Source organism: Janthinobacterium sp. Bl 1 (genome assembly GCF_058215535.1).
In genome coordinates, this window is record NZ_CM177086.1 from 1143513 (window position 1) to 1162538 (window position 19026).

A 19026-nucleotide genomic window follows, 5' to 3' on the forward strand; every position below is an offset into this window, starting at 1 on the left:
CACATGCCCACACTGCACTACATTTTCGACCCGCTGTGCGGCTGGTGCTACGGCGCCGCGCCGCTGGTCGAGGCGGCGCGCGCCGTGCCTGGCCTGACGGTGGCGTTCCACGGCGGCGGCATGATGACGGGTAGCAATCGCCGCCAGATCACGCCCGAGTGGCGCGGCTATGTGCTGCCGCATGACCGGCGCATCGAGCAAATGTCGGGCCAGCCCTTCGGCGACGCTTATATCAACGGCTTGCTGAACGATACGACGGCCATGATGGATTCCGAACCGCCGATCACGGCCATCCTGGCGTCTGAAGCCTTGGCCGGCAAGGGCCTGGACATGCTGCAGCGCGTGCAGCGCGCCCATTACGTGGACGGCTTGCGCATCGCCGACCTGCCCGTGCTCGTGGCCTTGGCGCAAGAGCTGGGCATGGATGGGGCGGCCTTCCAGGCCGAATATGCGCGGCAGGCGGGCGCCGCCACGCAACGGCACATCGACGCCAGCCGCACCTTGCTGGCGCAGGTGGGCGGGCAGGGCTTTCCTACCTTCGTGCTCGACGATGGTAGCGGCAAGCTGTCCGTGATCGATATCGGCGGCTTCCTGGGCCAGCCGGTGAAGTTGCAGGCGCAGCTCGGTGGCGTGTGCGATGCGCAAGGGTGCGCATTGTAAATAACTATCGATTCGATAAAATCAATTATCTTTTCCTTTGTTGTTGACCTCGTTACACTGCTTCCATTAGTCAACAACGAAGGAAAAGCAGCCATGAGCCAACAGCCGCCATTCAGTACCGCCTCGGGCATTCCCGTCGCCGACAACCAGAATTCCATCAGCGCCGGCCCCCGCGGCCCGCTGCTGCTGCAAGACTTCCACCTGATCGAAAAACTCCAGCATTTCAACCGCGAGCGCATCCCTGAGCGCGTCGTGCACGCCAAAGGTTCGGGCGCCTACGGCACCTTTACCGTCACGCACGACATTTCGCGCTACACCAAGGCCAAATTGTTTGCCGAAGTAGGCAAGCAGACGGCGACCTTCGCGCGCTTTTCCACGGTCGGCGGTGAACGCGGCAGTGCCGACACGGAACGCGATCCGCGCGGTTTCGCCGTACGTTTCTACACGGAAGAGGGTAACTGGGATTTGGTTGGCAACAACACGCCGATGTTCTTCATCAAGGACCCGATCAAGTTCCCCGATTTCGTCCACACGCAAAAGCGCGATCCGCAAAGCAATCTGAAATCGGCCGAAATGATGTTCGACTTCTGGAGCCATGCACCGGAAAGCTTGCACCAGGTCACCATGCTGTTCTCGGACCGGGGCACGCCGGACGGCTACCGCCACATGGATGGCTTCGGCAGTCACACATATAGCCTGATCAATGCCGACGGCCAGCGCGTGTACGTGAAATGGCATTTCAAGACGCGCCAGGGCATCAAGAATCTGCCTGCCGCGGAAGCGGGCCGCCTGGCCGGCGCCGATCCCGATTACGCGCAGCGCGACCTGTTCGGCGCCATCGCACGCGGCGATTTTCCCCAGTGGGAAGTCAAGCTGCAAGTGGCGACGCAGGAGCAACTCGATGCATGGGAACAGCGCACGGGCTGGAATCCGTTCGACCTGACGAAAGTGTGGCCGCACGCGGACTTCCCGCTGCTGCCGGTCGGTATTTTCGAGCTGAACCGTAACCCGGACAATTACCATGCGGAAGTCGAGCAGGCCGCCTTTTCGCCGGCCAACGCCGTGCCCGGCATGGGCTACTCGCCGGACAAGATGCTGCAAGGCAGGCTGTTCGCCTACCACGACGCCCAGCTGTACCGGGTCGGCACGAACCACCAGCATCTGCCCGTGAATGCGGCCCGCTGCCCCTTCCACAACCAGCAGCGCGACGGCGGCATGGCGATCCACAATGGCGGCGCGGCACAGAATTACGCAAACGTGGCGGCGGCAGGCAGCGCGCCGCAAGGGCTGGGCCATGGCGAGGGAGCGCTGGCGCTGGCTGGCGGTGCGGCGCGCTACGATGGGCGCGGCGTGGAAGACGACTTTACGCAAGCCGGCAATCTGTTCCGCCTGATGTCCGCGCAGGCGAAGCAAAACCTGTTCGACAACCTGGCTGGTCCCTTGAGTCTGGTGCGGCCGGAAACCTTGCAGCGTCAACTCGGTCACTTCGACCGGGCCGATGCCGCCTACGGTGCCGGCGTGCGGGCCGCCTTGCAGGCGCGTGGCGTGGCGCTGTAGGAGTGTTGCAGGCGGAACAAGCTTGTTCCGCCTGTTGTTGATGCAGCGCAAATTAGAGCCGGATACTAAATATTGCCTTGTGGACATATTTGCCGTCCATGCGTAGACTTGACGATCTGATCTGACTAGAAAGTCTTGCAATATGAATATCGCGAAGCTGTCGGTGCATGGGGACGACCCCACGCTCAAATCCATCCTCGAAGTCTTGCCCACCGATCCGGAACGACAATGGCGCAAGGGCGAGGCGAAGGGCGCGAATCGCGTGCATCTCGATTCCGGCTTTGAAGTGCTGATCGCGCAGGCGCCCAAATCGCAAGTGTTGCCCTCGCGCATACGCAGCTATCTGGCCGAATGCCGTTCGCGCGGCGTCACGTTCACGATGCCGCGCATCGTGGCCGAGCTGCAACTGGAGCTGAACGGCGATGACACGGTCGATACGCCGCTCGACCTGTCGCTGGCCGACATGCAGCACCTGACGGAAATGGGCATCAGCCTGAGCCTGGTGACGCGTTCCGCCGCAGGCTGATTCCCCTGTAATACCGAAGTGGCCGCCCTGAATGCACGGGCGGCCATTGTTCGTCACGGCTCTTCGAGCTCGACGGCGACCATATTGTCGTCCGGCTTGCGGTCGATCAGCTTGTTGTCGGGATCGATGCCCGCCTTGCCGGGGCGGCTGCCGACGATGACGGTGTAGCTCGCCTGGCGGGCCGTCATGCGCAGGCGCTCGCGCAGCAGCGGATGGCCATTCGCATCGTCGACGCCGATCTCGATCCAGTCGTGCAGCGGCGCGTCGTGTTCCTCTCCCTGTTCGCCGGCCGTCAATTTTCCCGCCTGCACCTTGAGGGTGACGGCGTACTTGCCATCGCCGCGCTTGGTGGCCGTGGCTGACAGGGCGCGGTTGTCGAACAGTACGATTTTCTCGAACAGGTCGTCGATCAGATAAGCCTGTTCGGGTGGCGTGACCTGGCGCAAGCCGGCAATCAGCGCCGTCACGCTCGCATACGGCGGGCCTTTCTGGCCATGGGTCTTGAGCAGGTCGCGCAGCACGCCGTTGATCTTGTCTTCGCCGATGATATCTTGCAGCAAGTACATGGCCAGGCTGCCCTTGTGGTAGTGGATGTAGGCCTGGTTTTCATTCTCGGCCAGCGGCAATTCCTTCTTGCGCTCTTCGCTGCGTCCCATCAGGTATTGATTCAGGTCATAGCGCAGGAAGCGGCGCATCTTGGCCGGCCCCACGGTTTTCTTCATCACCATCAGCGCCGAATATTCGGCCAGGGTTTCACTGAGCACGGTGGCGCCGCGCGTGTTGCCACCCACCAATTGATGCGCCCACCACTGGTGCGCCACTTCATGCGCCGTGATGTAGAACGGATAGTCGATGTCCTTCGGGTTCTTGTCGTCCACCTTGGCGATGAAACCGAGGCCTTCCGAGTACGGAATCGTGTTCGGGAACGATTGCGCGAACGTGGCGTAGCGGGGGAACTCGACGATGCGCAGGATCTTGTGCTGGTAGGGGCCGAAGTTTTTCGTGTAGTACTCGAGCGCTTCCTTGCTGCCGCGCACGAAACGATCGAGATTGTATTCATGCCCCGGCTGGTAATACACGTCGATGGCCACGTCTTGCCAGCGCTCGTGCTTGACGGCGTAGCGGGCCGACTGGAACGCGTAGAAATTCAGGATGGGCTGGTCCATCGTGTAATGGAAGTAATGGCGACCCTTGGCGATCCAGTCGTTGTCCAGCATGCCCGGCGCGATGGCCGTCTGGCCGTCGACGGTGCTGACGGTGGCGTCAAAGTTGATGCGGTCGGCATCGTTGCTGACGTAATTGTCGGCCAATCCCTTCACATCGTCGCGCGGCAAGGCCCGTTCGCGCGCCGGCAAGCCGTGTTTCTTGCGGTCGCGCGGGTCCGTCAATTCCTGCTGCGGCTGGTAGCCGATGTGCGGCAGCACGGCATTCGTGAAGAAGGTGCCGTTGCCCACCACGGGCGTGTCCTGGCCCAGGCCGAAGATGCCGCGCGGCGCATAGCGGACGTCGAAATCGAGGCCCAGCGTGGCGCCCGGCGCCAGCGGCGCGGCCAGGCGGTAGCTATAAAAGCCCAGCTTGCCGTCGTCGAGACCGGGATGCACGCGCGCGTCAAAACGCAGGCGCATGGTGGCGGTCGGGTCTTGCTGCACAAAAATGTGGCTGATCGGCAGGCTGGTCTTGTTTTGCAGCAGATAGCGGCCCGTGACGATGAGGCTGCGCTGCGCCGGGTAGATGGCCACGTCGAGTTTCACGTCGGTGATTCTCGGCTGCGGCGTGGCGGCAAACTTGCGGTACTGGCGTTCGATGCTGGCGCGGTCCGCATCGCGGGAAAATTCGGACTGGTAATCGTTGGCCACGTGGAAAACGTAGAACAGCACGCCGCCGGCGAAGACGAAGATCAGGGCGCCGCCTGCAAAGCTGGCCAGCACGCCATGCGTGAGGCCGTGGCGCGCCAGGCGCAGGCGGATGCGCCAGCTGTCCTGCGCGCCGCGGGGCCAGAACAGCAGCGACAGCACCGTCAGCATGACGGCCGCGCCGCTCCAGTACAGCAAATACCAGCGCTCGCGCAACACAAAGTGGCCGGCGCCGTTCATGGCCGAATACACGACTTCCGGCGTGCTGCCGTACAGCAGCAGCGGGTCGCCCAGGCCCAGCGAGGAAAAGCTGATGCTGGCGATGTGGTACAGAATCATGGCGAAATACGCGAGGTATTTCTGATTGATCAGCACCTGCACGAAGATGGCCAGCACGGCCACCAGCGCATAGTAGGGCAGGTGCGACAGGAACAGCGATTCCAGGTACAGGCCGGGGTCGAGGCGGTAATAGCCCTTGAAAACCTGGATCGACATGCCGCACAGCATGATGACCAGGCTCAGCAAGGCTTGCAGGCCGACCAGCGCCAACAGCTTCGACAGCAGGGGCAGCCAGTTCGGCACGGGCAGGGCGTCGAGCATCTGATACGTGCCCGCTTCCCGTTCGCGCCACACCAGCTCGCCCGCGTAGAAGGTGGTAATGATCAGCATGAACAGGGCGAACGAGGCGCTGACCATGTCCAGCACCTTTTCCGTCACGGGATAGGTATTCGTGCCGTACATGGAACCCATGTCCAGCGCGCCCGCATACATGGTCAGCACGCCGGCCAGCACGATGACGACAAAATAGATGTTCTTGATGGTTTCGCGCAGGTTCAGCCAGCTCATCTTGAGAAGCAGGGCGGCCAGGTTACGCTGCGCGAAGTCGGGCGTTTCCTGCGTGGATAGCGAGGCGTTCGACAGGCGCTGCGGCGCCTCGCCCTCGCTGCGGCGCCTGGTGGCGCCCGCGTCCGTCGTCGCGTGGAACTGGAAGCGCCAGTAGCCGAGCAGCAAGGCCACGAGGGCGAAGCCGGACCAGATGACGCGGTTCAGCAGGTACACGCCTTCCAGGGGCACCAGGCGCGTGTTGCGCTCCGCGTTCGGCCAGTATTCCGTCAGGCGTATCAGCGCCGTGGTGCCGAAGGGGTCGATCAGGGCGGCCAGGGTCTTGTAGTCGAGGTCGCGCGCCAGCGACGGCGCCACCAGGTAGCCGATCAGCATGACTACCGAGCTGATGTACACGGGCAGCATGCGCCGCGTGAGAGCCGCGATGACGAAGAAGATGGCGCCGAAGATGAACAGGTTCGGCAGCAGGGTAAATACATACGGCATCAGGTAGGCGAGCGCCCGTTGCGGGCCCAGCCGTTCCGGGTCGATGCCGGGCAGCCAGGCGCCCAGCCAGGCACCGATGACGATGCTGGAAAACACCACGGCCAGCACCAGATAGGCGCCGAGGAATCGGCCGAATACGTACTGGTATTTCTTGATCGGCGCGCTGAAGAAGAAATGCTGCATGCCGTATTCGAAATCCTGCTGCACCGAGCGGCCCATCATGGCGGCCACCACCACGGCGCCGAAACAGCCGAGCAGGCTGCACGTGAACGCCAGCGAGCGCGGCGCGTTGATCAGGAACTTGCCGCCGAAACTGATGCTCGCTTCCTTGAAGACGCCGCCGGCCGCCGCCATCCACAGCATGGCCAGCGCCAGGAACATGGCGAAATACACCCAGGTGGACAGCAGCTTGAGCCGCTGTCGCGCTTCAAAGCGGGCGATGGCAAACATGGCCGTCCCCTCAGTCGCACTGCGGGGCGACGCGGTGGCGCCCGGCAATGGTGGCGAAATACAGGTCTTCCAGGTCGCCGATGGCTTCCTCGAAGCCGTCGCCCGGGTCGTCGTCGCTGTAGACGTGGATCAGGGTACGGCCCGACAGCAGACGCGTGGAAATGACGGCGTGGCGCTGCTGGAAGCTGGCCAGCTCTTTCTTGTCGACAAAGCGTGCCCAGATCTTGCAGCTGACTTCGTCAATCAGTTCCTGGGTCTTGCCGCACAGCAGCAAATGGCCCTTGTTGATGATGGCCATGTTGGCGCACAGGTCGGCCACGTCGGACACGATGTGGGTCGACAGGATCACCGTCTTGTCTTCGCCTATGTCGGACAACAAGTTGTGGAAGCGCACGCGTTCCTGCGGGTCGAGGCCGGCCGTCGGCTCGTCGACGATGATCAGCTTCGGGTCGCCCAGCAGGGCTTGCGCGATGCCGAAGCGCTGGCGCATGCCGCCGGAAAAGCCGCCCAGGCGCTGGTGGCGCACGTCGAACAGATTGGTTTGCTGCAACAGCCCGTCGACGACTTCGCGCCGGCGCGCCCGCTGCGACAAGCCTTTTAACATGGCGAAGTGGTCGAGCAGCTCGTAGGCCGTCACTTTCGGGTACAGGCCGAAGTCTTGCGGCAGATAACCGAGCATGCGGCGGATCTCGTCCTTGTCGTCGAGCACGTCGTAGTCGCCGAAGAAGATCGAGCCGGAATCGCATTCCTGCAAGGTGGCCAGGGTGCGCATCAGGGTCGACTTGCCGGCGCCGTTCGGGCCCAGCAAGCCGAACATGCCCGGCGGTATCGTCAGCGAAACATTGTCCAGCGCCACTACGCCATTCGCGTAGGTCTTCGACAATTTGCGGATCTGCAATTCCATACAACTCCTAACTCATGCGTTGCTGCCCGGTGCGACAGGGCTACTCTATGCTGGCATTGTATTGAATTTAAGACGTACTGGGCAGTTGCATGCGATACACGGCATTTTCGCGTGCCCAGAGTGCAGCCGGGCGGGGTGGATGGTGCCCCGCCGCAAGCATTGGGCGCAAGTTTAATTCCGGAATAACACCGATTCGCGATTGAACCACCAGCGGCACAGCATCAAGAGCGCGCCCGCGATCACCGTGGTCGACGCCAGGATCACGCCGAACATGCGGTAATCCATGGTGCCCTTGACCAGTTCCTTCATCGCCAGCGACACATTCGTCAGCGGCACCATGGCCCATATCCAGTTCAGCTCGACGCCGGGCAACATGGCCGCCACCGTGGGCAGGATGACGAACAGCATCAGCGGCGTGATCATGCCGGCCGCTTCCTTGTAGCTTTTCGCGTAGATCGAGATCGACAGCAGCAGCGAGGCGAAGATGGCGGCCGTCGGCACCAGCATCAGGGTCACCATGGCCAGGTCGGGCAAGCCGATGCTGCGCACCATGACGGCCATGTTGCCTTCGAGTGAACTGCCGAAGATGGCCAGCAGGGCGCCCATGCTGCCCACCATCAGCACGGCCGAGGTCATGCCGACGGTAAACAGCACGAGGAACTTGGCCACCACGATGGCGCTGCGCGGCACGGGGGCCAGCAGCAGGGTTTCCAGGGTGCCCCGCTCCTTTTCGCCCGCGCCCAGGTCGATGGCCGGGTACATGGCCGCCGTCAGGCACACCATCAGCAGCAGGTATGGCAGCATGCCGCCGACGATGGCGCCCATCTGCTCGCGCTCGTTGGCCGTCGATTGCTTGTCGAGCACGATGGGGTGCAGGGCAAAGGCCAGCTGGGCCGGGCTCAGGTTCAGGGCCGACAGCGCGCTTTCGCGCAGGCTGGCGTTGTAGGCCTCGACGATCTCGCGCACCCGCTGCTGGGTCACGTCGACCGTGCTGGCGCTGTTGTAATGCAGGGTGACCTTGGCTTGCTGCTGTTGCTTCAGCGCTTCTTCAAACCGGGGCGGGATGACGACGGCGAACTTGATGCTGTCGTCGCCGATGGCGCGGCGGATGTCGCCCTCGCTGGCCAGCGGCACTTCGCGCAGGTTGTGCTGCTGCGCAAAACGCGCGCTCAAGCCCGGTGAATGGTCCTTGCCGAACAGCGCATAGCGCATTTCCGCCGTTTTCGCGTTCTTGAACATATTGCTGGAAACATAAGCGAAGCCGCCAAAGATCAGCGGCATGGCAAAGATGGGGATGAGGATGGTGAAGATCAGCGTCTTGCGGTCGCGCGTGAGTTCCAGCAACTCTTTCAGATAAATGGTCCACATGGCTCAGGCTCCCTGGTTGATGACGCTGACAAAGGCGTCGTACAAGTCCGCGCTGCCGCCCAGGTGGCGCAGTTCGTTGACCGTGCCATTGAAGGCGGTGGTGCCGCGGTTGATGATGCAGACGCGGTCGCACAGCTTTTCCACCTCGTGCAGGTGGTGCGTGGAAAAGATCAGCGGCACGCGCAGCGCCTTGTAGCTGGCGATGAAGTCGAGCAGGATCTTGGCCGACATTACGTCGAGGCCCGTCGTCGGCTCGTCGAGGATCACCACCTGCGGCTCGTGCACGACGGTGCGGGCGATCGCGCACTTCTGTTTCATGCCCGTCGACAGCTGATCGGCCCGCTTGCTGCCATACTCTTCCATTTGCAGCAGGGAAAACAGCTCGTCGCAGCGGCGTTTCAGCTTGTCGGCCGGCATGCCATGCAGGCGGCCAAAGTATTCCACGTTCTCGCGCGCCGTCAGGCGGCCGTACAAGCCCGTCGAACCGGACAGGAAGCCGATGCTCTGGCGCGCCACCAGCGGTTGCTGCAAGACATCGACGCCGTTGACGAGGGCGCTGCCCGCGTCCGCCTGCAAGGCCGTCGACAGCAGACGCAGGGTGGTCGTCTTGCCGGCACCATTCGGTCCCAGCAGGCCCAGCACTTCGCCCGGGGCGCAGCTGAAACTGACGTCGCGCACGGCGTGGAACCAGCCCTCGTGTTCGCGCGGATCGCTGACGTGCACGCCCTTGCCCTTGTGGGGCGGCATGCGGAAACGTTTTGCCAGGTGTTTGACCTCAATCATGTGCATCATCCATTCAATGGTGAAGAACGAGAGTAGCATGCAAAAAATGTAACTTGCAAGGTGGAAATATCGTTTGGTCTATTGAAAAAAACAGCATCTTCATGCAAGCTGGCCCGGTGGGCGCCGCGGACGGCGCGGGAGAGCGCAATGCAAACGATCGATCAGGCAATGCAGGACAAGGTACTGGCCGTGGCCCGCGCCGGCATGACCAGTGCCGAAGCCATCGGTTTCTTCCGCGTCAGCCTGGGGCTGTACTACCTGGCCGGCCTGATGACGGAGGAAACGCTCGATTTCAAGCAGATCGACGCGAAGTACAACCGTTTTATCTACCACTCGATAGGTGGGGGGCACAGCATCGCCAGCGTGCTGCAATTCATGAGCGGCGAGAAAGTATTGCGCGTGCTGCAATCGGAGCGTTTCCTTGCCGCGTTTGCCCAGCACTGCCCGGACATCCCCGTCGACAGTATTTCCTTCCTGATTTCACTGAATCTGGGCGTGGCGAAAAGCCTGTCCGGCCTGGACGCCGTCGGCCCCGTGGTGGACTGGATCGAGCAGGAAAAAGCGCGCACAAGTCAATAAAGCCCCGATCCCCCTGCGCGCGGCGTGGGGACGGCCGGCCGCTATCGTCCTATAATTCATGTTTTCCCTGACATGAATAGCCACGATGACCGCAAACCGCCATTTTGACCCCCTGGATCGTTTGATTGTTGGCGCCGACAAGGCCTTGCGCGTCATGGCGGGCGTGGCCTCGGCCTCGCGCCCCACGCCAGCCGCGCATGCGCCCGATGCGGAACTGAGCCCGGCCGAACAGCGCCACAGCGCCGGCTTGATGCGCGTCAACCATGTGGGAGAAGTGTGCGCGCAAGCCCTGTACAACTCGCAGGCGCGCTACGCGCACAGCCCGGCCATCCGCGCCCAGTTCGACGAAGCGGGACGCGAAGAGGAAGACCACCTGGCCTGGACGGCGCAGCGCCTGACGGAGCTGGGCTCGCGTCTGAGCCTGCTCAATCCCCTGTGGTACGCCGGTTCGTTTGCGCTGGGCACCATCGCCGCGCGCATGGGCGACGGCCGCAGCCTGGGTTTTGTGGTGGAAACGGAACGCCAGGTGGAAGCGCACCTGGCCAGCCACCTGGAGGAATTACCGCCGCAGGACGCCAAGTCGCGCGCCATCGTCAAGCAAATGGCCATCGACGAAGTGGAACACGGCGCCGCCGCCCAGCGACTGGGCGCCATCGACACCCCGGCGCCCGTGAAGGCGCTGATGGGGTTGATGGGCAAAGTGATGACAAAAACCGCGTATTACATCTGATACTTCTGCGTATATCGGGTACATCTGATACTTCTGCAGATCGTAAGCCGACAACATTGTTGGCGCCGGTAGTGTCGTCGGATTACGCGGGGCTTGCCCCGCTAATCCGACCTACATCATTCCTCGATGATTTCAAAGGAATGCGTAATCTCCGCCGTTTTCGCCAGCATGATTGACGCCGAGCAATATTTGTCATGCGACAAGGCTACAGCCCGCTCCACAGCGGTCGGTTTCAGGGCCTTGCCCCGCACCGTGAAGTGAAAGTGGATCTTGGTAAAGACTTTCGGATCGGTGTCGGCGCGCTCGGCCTTCAGGGTCACTTCGCAGCCACTGACGGCTTCGCGCCCCCGTTTCAGGATCAGCACCACATCATAGGCGGTGCAGCCGCCCGTGCCCAGCAAGACCATTTCCATGGGGCGCGGCGCCAGGTTGTGGCCGCCGCCATCGGGCGCGCCATCCATGGTCACCAGGTGGCCGGAACCCGTTTCTGCCCGAAAACTCATGCCCGACGGGCCATTCCAGCTGACTTTGCATTCCATCGTACTCTCCGAAAATTGTAAGCGTTTTGTATTGTAATAGAGGAATGCCTGTCCATGTGCCGCCCGCCGGGCCGCAGCCGGCCTCGATTGCGGCTTGACGCGGCAAGGCAAAGCCGCTTATACTTGTCGGCTTTCCGTTCGCTCAGGAAAAGTAAATAAGGCAGAGTCCGAACAGCAATATCGTCGGAACCACCATTTGAGCGTGTAATCTATTAGGAAGTCAACATGAAAACATTTTCCGCTAAAGGACATGAAGTCCAGCGCGATTGGTTCGTGGTTGACGCGACGGACAAAGTCCTCGGACGTGTTGCCAGCGAAGTGGCACTCCGACTGCGCGGCAAACACAAACCAGAATTTACTCCTCACGTCGATACCGGCGACTTTATCGTCGTCATCAACGCAGGCAAACTGCGTGTGACCGGTACCAAAGCTACTGAGAAAATTTACTACCGTCACTCTGGCTATCCAGGCGGCATCTACGAAACCAACTTCCAGAAAATGCAACAGCGTTTTCCAGGTCGCGCGCTTGAGAAAGCGGTCAAAGGCATGCTGCCTAAAGGCCCACTCGGCTACGCAATGATCAAGAAGCTGAAAGTGTACGCGGAAGGTTCCCATCCGCACGCTGCTCAGCAACCTAAAGCACTTGTTCTCTAAGGAACTGACATGATCGGTAATTACAATTATGGAACCGGCCGTCGCAAAAGTGCAGTGGCTCGGGTTTTTATCAAAGTTGGCACAGGCTTGATCGTTGTTAACGGCAAACCAGCAAACGAATACTTTTCGCGCGAAACGGGTCTGATGGTCATCCGTCAACCACTGGAACTGACCGGCAATGTCGAGCGTTTCGACATCAAAGTCAACGTCCATGGCGGCGGTGAGTCGGGCCAGGCTGGTGCAGTTCGTCACGGCATCACCCGCGCTCTGATCGACTACGATGCAGCGTTGAAACCGGAACTGGCGAAAGCCGGCTTCGTTACCCGCGATGCACGTGAAGTCGAGCGTAAAAAAGTTGGTCTGCGCAAAGCACGTCGCGCAAAGCAATTCTCGAAGCGTTAATTTCTACGCTACAGCACCTTCCGGGGTGCTGGTCGAAAAGCCGCTGGACTTTGGTCCCGCGGCTTTTTTGCATTTCAGCGTGACTCTGCGTTGCGCTGTAAAATACGCGGAAAACCCCCAGGGGTAGCGTTCCCCCTCATCTTTATGCAATCTATACACAAGGAAAGAACATGATCAAAGTTGGCATCGTCGGCGGCACTGGATACACGGGCGTGGAATTGCTGCGCTTGCTCGCTACCCATCCAGATGTCGAGTTGACGGCGATTACCTCGCGCAAGGAAGATGGCTTGCCCGTTGCTGACATGTATCCTTCCCTGCGCGGCCATGTCAAACTGGCGTTTTCCTCGCCGGACAAGGCCAACCTGGAACAGTGCGACGTGGTCTTCTTTGCCACCCCGCATGGTGTTGCCATGGCGCAAGCACCAGCCCTGCTGGCCGCCGGCGTGAAAGTGATCGACCTGGCCGCCGACTTCCGCCTGAAAGACCAGGCCAAGTTCGAGCAGTGGTACAAGATTCCCCACACGGCCCCTGAACTGATCGAACAGGCCGTGTACGGCTTGCCGGAACTGAACCGCGAAGACATCAAGCAAGCCAAGCTGATCGCCAACCCCGGTTGCTACCCGACCACCATGCAGCTGGGCTTTTACCCGCTGCTGAAAGCTGGCCTGGTCAACGCGGGCAGCCTGATCGCCGACTGCAAGTCGGGCGTGTCCGGCGCCGGCCGCAAGGCGGAAATCGGCATCCTGTTCTCGGAAAGCAGCGACAGTTTCAAGGCCTACGGCGTGGCCGGTCACCGCCACCTGCCGGAAACGACGGCGCAACTGCAGCGTTTCACGGATGAGAAAGTGGCGCTGACCTTCACGCCGCACCTGGTGCCGATGATCCGCGGCATGCATTCGACCCTATACGCGCAGCTGAACAAGGATGTCAGCAATGACGAATTGCAAGCCTTGTTCGAAGAGCAATACAAGGATGAGCCTTTCGTCGACGTCATGCCATTCGGCTCGCACCCGGAAACCCGTTCTACGCGCGGCTCGAACATGCTGCGCCTGGCCTTGCACCGTCCCGAAGGCGGCAATACCGTCATCGTGCTGGTGGTGCAGGACAACCTGGTCAAGGGCGCATCGGGCCAGGCCGTGCAGTGCATGAACTTGATGTTTGGCTTGAAAGAAACGGCCGGTTTGCAACACATCGCCGTGATGCCGTAACGATAGGCGACTGTGCTTGCGCGGGTCCGGCGCCTTTTTGCCGGACCTGTGATAAATTGGACTGCCACCTACCCCGACAGGATGACGTTCATGTTCGAGCGCAACGCGAAAAATCCCATCGATACCTTGATCGGCGCTTCCACGCGGATCGAGGGCGACTTGCTGTTTTGCGGCGGCTTGCGCATCGATGGCCATGTGCGCGGCAACGTCACGGGCGAGCCGGGCGAGCCCACGTATATAGTGCTGGGCGAGGCGGGCCGCATCGATGGCGAAGTGCGCTGCTCGAGTCTGGTCGTCAGCGGCGAGATCAATGGCCCCGTGTATGTGTCCGAAATGCTTGAAATCCAGCCAAAAGCCCGCATTGTAGGAGAGGTCTATTACAAGGTGCTGGAAATGCACAGCGGTGCATTGGTGCAAGGCAAGCTGAGCCGGCACGACAGCGCCGACCCCGTGCTGCACCTGGCCGTGTCGGAAATGTGAGCAGGAACAACACCGTCCAGCCGCATCAGCGGCGGCCGCAGCGCGACTTGCGCCAACAGTCTATAATGACTTAATGTTTTCTAGTAGGAGTGCCTGATATGAATGCCGTCGCTGAAATGCAAGATGTGATCCCTTCCCCTATTATCTTTACCGATAGCGCCGCTGAAAAAGTCGCGCAGCTGATCGAAGAAGAAGGCAATCCCGACCTGAAATTGCGCGTCTTCGTGCAGGGCGGCGGCTGCTCCGGTTTCCAGTATGGCTTCACCTTCGACGAAATCGTCAACGAAGATGACACCACCATGGTCAAGAACGGCGTCCAGCTGTTGATCGATTCCATGAGCTACCAGTACCTGGTCGGCGCGGAAATCGACTACAAGGATGACCTGGAAGGCGCGCAGTTCGTGATTAAAAACCCGACAGCCACGTCGACCTGCGGTTGCGGTTCGTCTTTCTCCGTTTAAAGTACTAAACTGGGCAAGTAAAAATAGCGGATCATCGATCCGCTATTTGTGTTTCTGTGCCCGCTTAGCTCGGGTATAAGGCGCCCAGTACCCTCAGCCCCTGCGCTCCCGTCACGGCCGGCAGATTGCCCGGCTTGCGCTGCGTAAAGCGCCAGGCCAGCCAGGCAAAGGCCAGCGCCTCGACCTGACTGGGTGCCACGCCCAGCGCTGCCGTCGATTCCACTGCCATGCCCGGCAATGTTCGGGCCAGCGCCGCCATCAGGCTGGCGTTCTGCGCGCCACCGCCACACACATATACCGTTTCCGCCTGCGCACCGTCGCGTAGGATGGCGTGCGCCAGGCTGGCGGCCGTCAGCTGTGTCAGGGTCGCCTGCACGTCGGCAGGATTGGCTTGCGGATAGTTGCTCAGCTTGTCCTGCAACCAGTCGGCATGGAACAGGTCGCGGCCCGTACTTTTCGGCGCCGGCAAGTCAAAATATGGTTCATTGAGCAAGTCTGCCAGCAAGCCGGGGATGACCTGGCCCGTGGCGGCCCAGGCGCCATTGGCGTCGTAGGGTTGGCCCTGGTGCCGCAAGACCCAGCCATCCATCAGCGCATTGCCGGGGCCCGTGTCGTAGCCCGTCACCGTGCCGTCTGCGTGCAGCACGCTGATATTGCTGATGCCGCCGATATTGGCCAGCACGCGCGTGTGGCCGGGCACATTGAAAATGGCTTGGTGAAAAGCGGGCACCAGCGGCGCGCCCTGGCCACCGGCCGCCACGTCGCGGCTGCGCAAGTCGGCGATGACGTCGATGCCCGTCAGTTCAGCCAGCAGAGCCGGGTTGTTCAACTGGCGCGTAAAACCCAGCTCGGGGCGGTGGCGAATGGTCTGGCCATGTGCGCCGATGGCGGCGATGGCGTCCGGGCCGATGCCCGCATTGTTCAGGAGCATAGCGACGCAGTCGGCGTAATGGCGCACGAGCTGGTTTGCCGCCAGCGCTTCGCGTTCGATTTCATTCTGGCCGGCACTTTGCAAGGCCATCAGGTCGTCGCGCAGGCTGGCGGGAAAGGGAATGTAGACGTCGCCCAGGCTGCGTGTGCCGCCATCGTCGGAAAAGTCGACCAGCGCGCCGTCAACGCCATCGAGGCTGGTGCCAGACATCAGGCCGATATACAGCATGGGTTTTCCTTGAGTGCGTAAGTGATGGGGTGCATTGTGCCGCATTTTCCTGTTCAAAAAACAAAGGCACCGGCCATCTGCATGGGCGGTGCCTTTATATATTGCCCGAAGGCAGTGTTGCTTAGCGCGAAGCCAGTGCCGTGTCGTTCGGACGCAGCAGGGTGAAGCGGTGCATCATGTCGGCCGATACCATGCGGAAGCGGCTCAGCTCGGCGGCCGTCAATGGCGCCTGGGCTTGTACATTCAGCTTGCTTGGATCTTGTGCCACGCCGCCGACGCGGAATTCATAGTGCAAATGGGCACCCGTGGACCAGCCGGTGGTGCCGACGTAGCCGATCACATCGCCCTGGCTGACTTTTTGACCTTTTTTCAGGCCCGAAGCGAAGCGGCTCATGTGGGCGTAGGCGGTGCTGTAGTTGGCCCAGTGTTTCAGGACAACAACATTGCCATAGCCGTTTTGGCTGCCGACGGAGTCGACCACGCCATCGCCCGAAGCGCGGATAGGCGTACCCGTTGCTGCAGCGAAATCGATGCCCTTGTGCGCTTTCCAGTTGCCGGAAATCGGGTGCACGCGCATGGAGAAGCCGGACGAGATGCGGGAGAATTCGAGGGGGGATTTCAGGAAGGCTTTTTTGAGGGACTTGCCGTCGAAACTGTAGTAACCGCCGCCTTGCTTGCTGGCTGGGTCTTCGAACCAAACGGACTGGTAAGTCGTGCCGCGGTTGGTGAATTCACCGGCCAGGATGCGGCCCGCTCGGACGAATTCGCCATCTTGCCAGAATGTTTCGTAGACAACATTGAACGAGTCGCCGCGTTTCAGGTCGGAGCGGAAGTCGATATTGGTGGAGAACATTTCCACGATTTGCGCGGAAATCGAGTCTGGCAGGCGGGTGCCGTCCAGGCTGGAGTCGGTGGCGGCGAACAGGGTGGAAGTAATCTTGCGCGCGTGCATTTCAACGCGGCGTTCCAGCTGGGCTGCCACTTCCGTGGCCACGAACTTGTCGCCCTTGCGGGTGATCAGGATGTTCTTGACCGATTTGTCCGTGCCGTCGACGAGAGTGGCGCGCATCCAGTTGAGGTCGCCGTTTTCGGTCGTTTGCGCTTGCACGCGCTTGCCCGATTTCAGCAACATCACGCCGCGCGCGATCTTGTCGGTTTTAATGAAATTGGCGGCCGCCTGATCATCCACGCCGAGACGGGTCAGCAGGGTGGCGAGGGTATCGCCAGCGCGGACTTTTTCTTCGTGGGTGAAATTCTGGTCTACCTGTTCCATCGCGGAAATTTGCGAGGCGAGATCAGGCATTTCCAGGTTTTGGGCGATGGACGTGACCGGCAAGTCCGACGCGTCGGGTGCCATGGGCGACACAGCGACCGCGCCGAAGGCGGCCACGGCGAGCAGCACCGCGGACGCACCAATAATGCGTGCCTTGCGGGTCGTCGTCAGCTGTGTGTACAAGCGTGAGCCTGTGATTTTATGTATAGGGTTCATGCAATCAGTTAAAATTTGCCCTTGAACGTGACCTGAGCTAGCGCTCTTTGTTATTGTTATTTTGATTCGTTTTCATACGGCAAGATTGATGGGATCGAGCATTATAACAAACTCCGCAAACCTACTACCATTTTGAGATCTACAGTCAAATTTTATGGAAATCAACACCACCGCATCGCCTACAAAGGCTAACGCCGCTCAGACCGCGCTTCCGCTGTCTGACAGAGTACAAGAAGCCCTCGCGATTACCAAGCGTGGCGTCGACGAACTATTGATCGAAAGCGAATTTGCGCAAAAATTAGCACGCTCCGAGAAAACCGGTGTTCCGCTGCGCATCAAACTGGGCCTGGACCCGACCGCACCCGACTTGCATCTGGGTCACACTGTCGTCCTGAACAAGATGCGCCAGCTGCAAAACCTCGGCCATCAAGTCATTTTCCTCATTGGCGACTTCACGTCCATGATCGGCGACCCTTCGGGCCGCAACGTCACGCGCCCGCCGCTGACCAAGGAACAGATCGAGATTAACGCGATGACGTATTTCGCGCAAGCATCTTTAGTGCTGGACGCCAGCAAGACTGAAATTCGCTATAACTCCGAGTGGTGCGATCCGCTGGGCGCGCGCGGCATCATCCAGCTCGCTTCCCACTACACGGTGGCGCGCATGATCGAGCGCGACGACTTCACCAAGCGCTTCCAGGGCGGCATTCCTATTTCCGTCCATGAATTCCTGTACCCGCTGATGCAAGGTTACGACTCGGTGGCCCTGAAATCAGACCTGGAACTGGGCGGCACGGACCAGAAGTTCAACCTGCTGGTGGGCCGTGAACTGCAAAAGCAGTACGGACAGGAGCAGCAGTGTATTTTGACCATGCCGCTGCTGGAAGGTTTGGACGGCGTGGAAAAAATGTCCAAGTCGAAGAATAACTACATCGGCATCACGGAACCGGGCAACACCATGTTCGCCAAGCTGATGAGCATTTCCGACGTCATGATGTGGCGTTACTACGAGCTGCTGTCGTGGCGCTCGATCGCCGAACTGGCCCAGCTGAAGCGCGAAGTCGAGGAAGGCCGCAACCCGCGTGACGCCAAGGTTGCGCTGGCGCAAGAGATCGTCGCCCGCTTCCACTCGCAGCAGGCGGCCGAAGATGCGCTGGCCGACTTCGTCAACCGCTCGAAGGGCGGCATCCCCGACGATATCCCGGAAGTGAGTCTCGCTGGCGCACCGCTGGGCATCCCGCAATTGCTCAAGCAAGCCGGTCTGTGCCCATCCACGTCGGAAGCCATGCGCAAGATCGACCAGGGCGGCGTGCGCATCGACGGCACCGTCATCAGCGACAAGGGCCTGCAAGTGGAAGCCGGTCAGTTCGTCTTGCAAGTTGGCAAGCGCAGCTTTGCGCGCGTCACCTTGACGGCATGATCGCGCTGCTGCAGAGAGTTACGCAGGCCAAGGTCGATGTCGATGGCGCCACCATCGGCGCCATCGACGCCGGGCTGATGGTGCTCGTGTGCGCCGAGCGGGGCGATACGGAGAAGGAAGCGGACGCCTTGCTGACCAAGTTGCTCGGCTATCGCGTGTTTGCCGACGAGGCGGGCAAGATGAACCGCAGCGTGACGGACGTGGCCGGCGGCTTGCTGCTGGTGCCGCAGTTTACCCTGGCGGCCGACACCAAGTCCGGCACGCGCCCGTCGTTTACGCCGGCCGCCGCGCCGCAGGACGGCTTGCGCCTGTTCACGCATTTCGTGGACCAGGCGCGCAGCCGCCATGCAGGCGTGCAAACGGGGCAGTTCGGTGCCGACATGCAGGTGTCGCTCACCAATGACGGCCCCGTCACATTCTGGCTGCAAGTGAACGCTAAATAAGCGTCAAACAATAACTATAAAGAGGAGCAAGC

At 61.0% G+C, this 19026-nt stretch carries 19 protein-coding genes; 12 read left to right on the forward strand and 7 right to left on the reverse strand.

The window, feature by feature from the left end; all coding sequences use genetic code 11:
• Window positions 1-3 precede the first annotated feature (3 nt).
• The 3 genes from AC4BCN_RS05190 (at window position 4) to AC4BCN_RS05200 (ending at window position 2743) form a co-directional block, all read left to right on the forward strand.
• On the forward strand, window positions 4-660 hold the full coding sequence (locus AC4BCN_RS05190; RefSeq protein ID WP_139091749.1) for a DsbA family protein: 657 nt from the start codon (window positions 4-6) through the stop codon (window positions 658-660).
• Window positions 661-753: 93 nt separating this feature from the next.
• Entirely contained in the window at window positions 754-2217 is a 1464-nt protein-coding gene (locus AC4BCN_RS05195) for a catalase (RefSeq protein ID WP_139091748.1), read from the forward strand.
• A gap of 142 nt (window positions 2218-2359) precedes the next feature.
• Complete coding sequence (locus AC4BCN_RS05200) at window positions 2360-2743, forward strand: hypothetical protein (protein ID WP_139091747.1); 384 nt, start codon at window positions 2360-2362, stop codon at window positions 2741-2743.
• Window positions 2744-2796: 53 nt separating this feature from the next.
• Here AC4BCN_RS05200 and AC4BCN_RS05205 read toward each other — a convergent pair whose 3' ends face one another.
• The 4 genes from AC4BCN_RS05205 to AC4BCN_RS05220 all read right to left on the reverse strand — a co-directional run bounded on the left by AC4BCN_RS05205 (window position 2797) and on the right by AC4BCN_RS05220 (window position 9430).
• Window positions 2797-6375 (reverse strand): ABC transporter permease/M1 family aminopeptidase, encoded by a 3579-nt coding sequence (locus tag AC4BCN_RS05205; protein WP_490492724.1) that lies wholly within the window; start codon window positions 6373-6375, stop codon window positions 2797-2799.
• Window positions 6376-6385: 10 nt separating this feature from the next.
• Entirely contained in the window at window positions 6386-7279 is an 894-nt protein-coding gene (locus AC4BCN_RS05210) for an ABC transporter ATP-binding protein (protein ID WP_046683456.1), read from the reverse strand.
• A 171-nt stretch (window positions 7280-7450) separates the two neighbouring features.
• Window positions 7451-8647, reverse strand: coding sequence for an ABC transporter permease (locus AC4BCN_RS05215; protein WP_490492725.1), 1197 nt, complete (start codon window positions 8645-8647; stop codon window positions 7451-7453).
• A gap of 3 nt (window positions 8648-8650) precedes the next feature.
• Entirely contained in the window at window positions 8651-9430 is a 780-nt protein-coding gene (locus tag AC4BCN_RS05220; RefSeq protein ID WP_128141266.1) for an ATP-binding cassette domain-containing protein, read from the reverse strand.
• A 147-nt stretch (window positions 9431-9577) separates the two neighbouring features.
• On the opposite strand from AC4BCN_RS05220, the gene AC4BCN_RS05225 reads away from it, so the two are divergent.
• Complete coding sequence (locus tag AC4BCN_RS05225; RefSeq protein ID WP_139091743.1) at window positions 9578-10009, forward strand: hypothetical protein; 432 nt, start codon at window positions 9578-9580, stop codon at window positions 10007-10009.
• Between the two features lie 85 nt (window positions 10010-10094).
• The gene (gene coq7 / locus AC4BCN_RS05230) at window positions 10095-10739 is read left to right on the forward strand and encodes a 2-polyprenyl-3-methyl-6-methoxy-1,4-benzoquinone monooxygenase (protein WP_046683453.1); all 645 of its coding nucleotides are present in this window, start codon (window positions 10095-10097) and stop codon (window positions 10737-10739) included.
• A gap of 116 nt (window positions 10740-10855) precedes the next feature.
• Here coq7 and AC4BCN_RS05235 read toward each other — a convergent pair whose 3' ends face one another.
• Entirely contained in the window at window positions 10856-11278 is a 423-nt protein-coding gene (locus AC4BCN_RS05235; protein ID WP_077399527.1) for an OsmC family protein, read from the reverse strand.
• 225 nt (window positions 11279-11503) lie between these two features.
• Here AC4BCN_RS05235 and rplM point away from each other — a divergent pair, with 225 nt between their 5' ends.
• The 5 genes from rplM to erpA all read left to right on the forward strand — a co-directional run bounded on the left by rplM (window position 11504) and on the right by erpA (window position 14483).
• Entirely contained in the window at window positions 11504-11932 is a 429-nt protein-coding gene (gene rplM, locus AC4BCN_RS05240) for a 50S ribosomal protein L13 (RefSeq protein ID WP_010393282.1), read from the forward strand.
• A 9-nt stretch (window positions 11933-11941) separates the two neighbouring features.
• A complete protein-coding gene (rpsI, locus tag AC4BCN_RS05245; protein WP_010393285.1) occupies window positions 11942-12334 on the forward strand; it encodes a 30S ribosomal protein S9 in 393 nt (130 codons plus the stop codon).
• A gap of 170 nt (window positions 12335-12504) precedes the next feature.
• On the forward strand, window positions 12505-13542 hold the full coding sequence (argC, locus tag AC4BCN_RS05250) for an N-acetyl-gamma-glutamyl-phosphate reductase (protein ID WP_128141267.1): 1038 nt from the start codon (window positions 12505-12507) through the stop codon (window positions 13540-13542).
• A 90-nt stretch (window positions 13543-13632) separates the two neighbouring features.
• Entirely contained in the window at window positions 13633-14022 is a 390-nt protein-coding gene (locus tag AC4BCN_RS05255) for a bactofilin family protein (RefSeq protein ID WP_034749532.1), read from the forward strand.
• Between the two features lie 98 nt (window positions 14023-14120).
• A complete protein-coding gene (erpA, locus tag AC4BCN_RS05260; RefSeq protein ID WP_029496047.1) occupies window positions 14121-14483 on the forward strand; it encodes an iron-sulfur cluster insertion protein ErpA in 363 nt (120 codons plus the stop codon).
• Between the two features lie 64 nt (window positions 14484-14547).
• Here erpA and AC4BCN_RS05265 read toward each other — a convergent pair whose 3' ends face one another.
• Together AC4BCN_RS05265 and AC4BCN_RS05270 are read right to left on the reverse strand one after the other, a co-directional pair.
• The gene (locus tag AC4BCN_RS05265; RefSeq protein WP_490492726.1) at window positions 14548-15642 is read right to left on the reverse strand and encodes an anhydro-N-acetylmuramic acid kinase; all 1095 of its coding nucleotides are present in this window, start codon (window positions 15640-15642) and stop codon (window positions 14548-14550) included.
• A 121-nt stretch (window positions 15643-15763) separates the two neighbouring features.
• The gene (locus tag AC4BCN_RS05270; protein WP_034749221.1) at window positions 15764-17131 is read right to left on the reverse strand and encodes a M23 family metallopeptidase; all 1368 of its coding nucleotides are present in this window, start codon (window positions 17129-17131) and stop codon (window positions 15764-15766) included.
• 154 nt (window positions 17132-17285) lie between these two features.
• On the opposite strand from AC4BCN_RS05270, the gene tyrS reads away from it, so the two are divergent.
• Complete coding sequence (gene tyrS / locus AC4BCN_RS05275; protein WP_034749219.1) at window positions 17286-18551, forward strand: tyrosine--tRNA ligase; 1266 nt, start codon at window positions 17286-17288, stop codon at window positions 18549-18551.
• Entirely contained in the window at window positions 18548-18994 is a 447-nt protein-coding gene (gene dtd / locus AC4BCN_RS05280; RefSeq protein WP_456129326.1) for a D-aminoacyl-tRNA deacylase, read from the forward strand. The genes tyrS and dtd overlap by 4 nt, the downstream gene beginning before the upstream one ends.
• Window positions 18995-19026: the final 32 nt, after the last annotated feature.

What these genes read in the sequence shown, in the direction of transcription:
- AC4BCN_RS05215 (WP_490492725.1), bottom strand. Translation starts at nt 8,647, where the DNA reads ATGTGGACCATTTATCTGAAAGAGTTGCTGGAACTCACGCGCGACCGC.
- dtd (WP_456129326.1), top strand. Translation starts at nt 18,548, where the DNA reads ATGATCGCGCTGCTGCAGAGAGTTACGCAGGCCAAGGTCGATGTCGAT.
- AC4BCN_RS05205 (WP_490492724.1), bottom strand. Translation starts at nt 6,375, where the DNA reads ATGTTTGCCATCGCCCGCTTTGAAGCGCGACAGCGGCTCAAGCTGCTG.
- rpsI (WP_010393285.1), top strand. Translation starts at nt 11,942, where the DNA reads ATGATCGGTAATTACAATTATGGAACCGGCCGTCGCAAAAGTGCAGTG.
- rplM (WP_010393282.1), top strand. Translation starts at nt 11,504, where the DNA reads ATGAAAACATTTTCCGCTAAAGGACATGAAGTCCAGCGCGATTGGTTC.
- argC (WP_128141267.1), top strand. Translation starts at nt 12,505, where the DNA reads ATGATCAAAGTTGGCATCGTCGGCGGCACTGGATACACGGGCGTGGAA.
- AC4BCN_RS05225 (WP_139091743.1), top strand. Translation starts at nt 9,578, where the DNA reads ATGCAAACGATCGATCAGGCAATGCAGGACAAGGTACTGGCCGTGGCC.
- AC4BCN_RS05210 (WP_046683456.1), bottom strand. Translation starts at nt 7,279, where the DNA reads ATGGAATTGCAGATCCGCAAATTGTCGAAGACCTACGCGAATGGCGTA.
- AC4BCN_RS05190 (WP_139091749.1), top strand. Translation starts at nt 4, where the DNA reads ATGCCCACACTGCACTACATTTTCGACCCGCTGTGCGGCTGGTGCTAC.
- AC4BCN_RS05265 (WP_490492726.1), bottom strand. Translation starts at nt 15,642, where the DNA reads ATGCTGTATATCGGCCTGATGTCTGGCACCAGCCTCGATGGCGTTGAC.
- AC4BCN_RS05200 (WP_139091747.1), top strand. Translation starts at nt 2,360, where the DNA reads ATGAATATCGCGAAGCTGTCGGTGCATGGGGACGACCCCACGCTCAAA.
- tyrS (WP_034749219.1), top strand. Translation starts at nt 17,286, where the DNA reads ATGGAAATCAACACCACCGCATCGCCTACAAAGGCTAACGCCGCTCAG.
- AC4BCN_RS05255 (WP_034749532.1), top strand. Translation starts at nt 13,633, where the DNA reads ATGTTCGAGCGCAACGCGAAAAATCCCATCGATACCTTGATCGGCGCT.
- AC4BCN_RS05270 (WP_034749221.1), bottom strand. Translation starts at nt 17,131, where the DNA reads ATGAACCCTATACATAAAATCACAGGCTCACGCTTGTACACACAGCTG.
- AC4BCN_RS05235 (WP_077399527.1), bottom strand. Translation starts at nt 11,278, where the DNA reads ATGGAATGCAAAGTCAGCTGGAATGGCCCGTCGGGCATGAGTTTTCGG.
- coq7 (WP_046683453.1), top strand. Translation starts at nt 10,095, where the DNA reads ATGACCGCAAACCGCCATTTTGACCCCCTGGATCGTTTGATTGTTGGC.
- erpA (WP_029496047.1), top strand. Translation starts at nt 14,121, where the DNA reads ATGAATGCCGTCGCTGAAATGCAAGATGTGATCCCTTCCCCTATTATC.
- AC4BCN_RS05220 (WP_128141266.1), bottom strand. Translation starts at nt 9,430, where the DNA reads ATGATTGAGGTCAAACACCTGGCAAAACGTTTCCGCATGCCGCCCCAC.
- AC4BCN_RS05195 (WP_139091748.1), top strand. Translation starts at nt 754, where the DNA reads ATGAGCCAACAGCCGCCATTCAGTACCGCCTCGGGCATTCCCGTCGCC.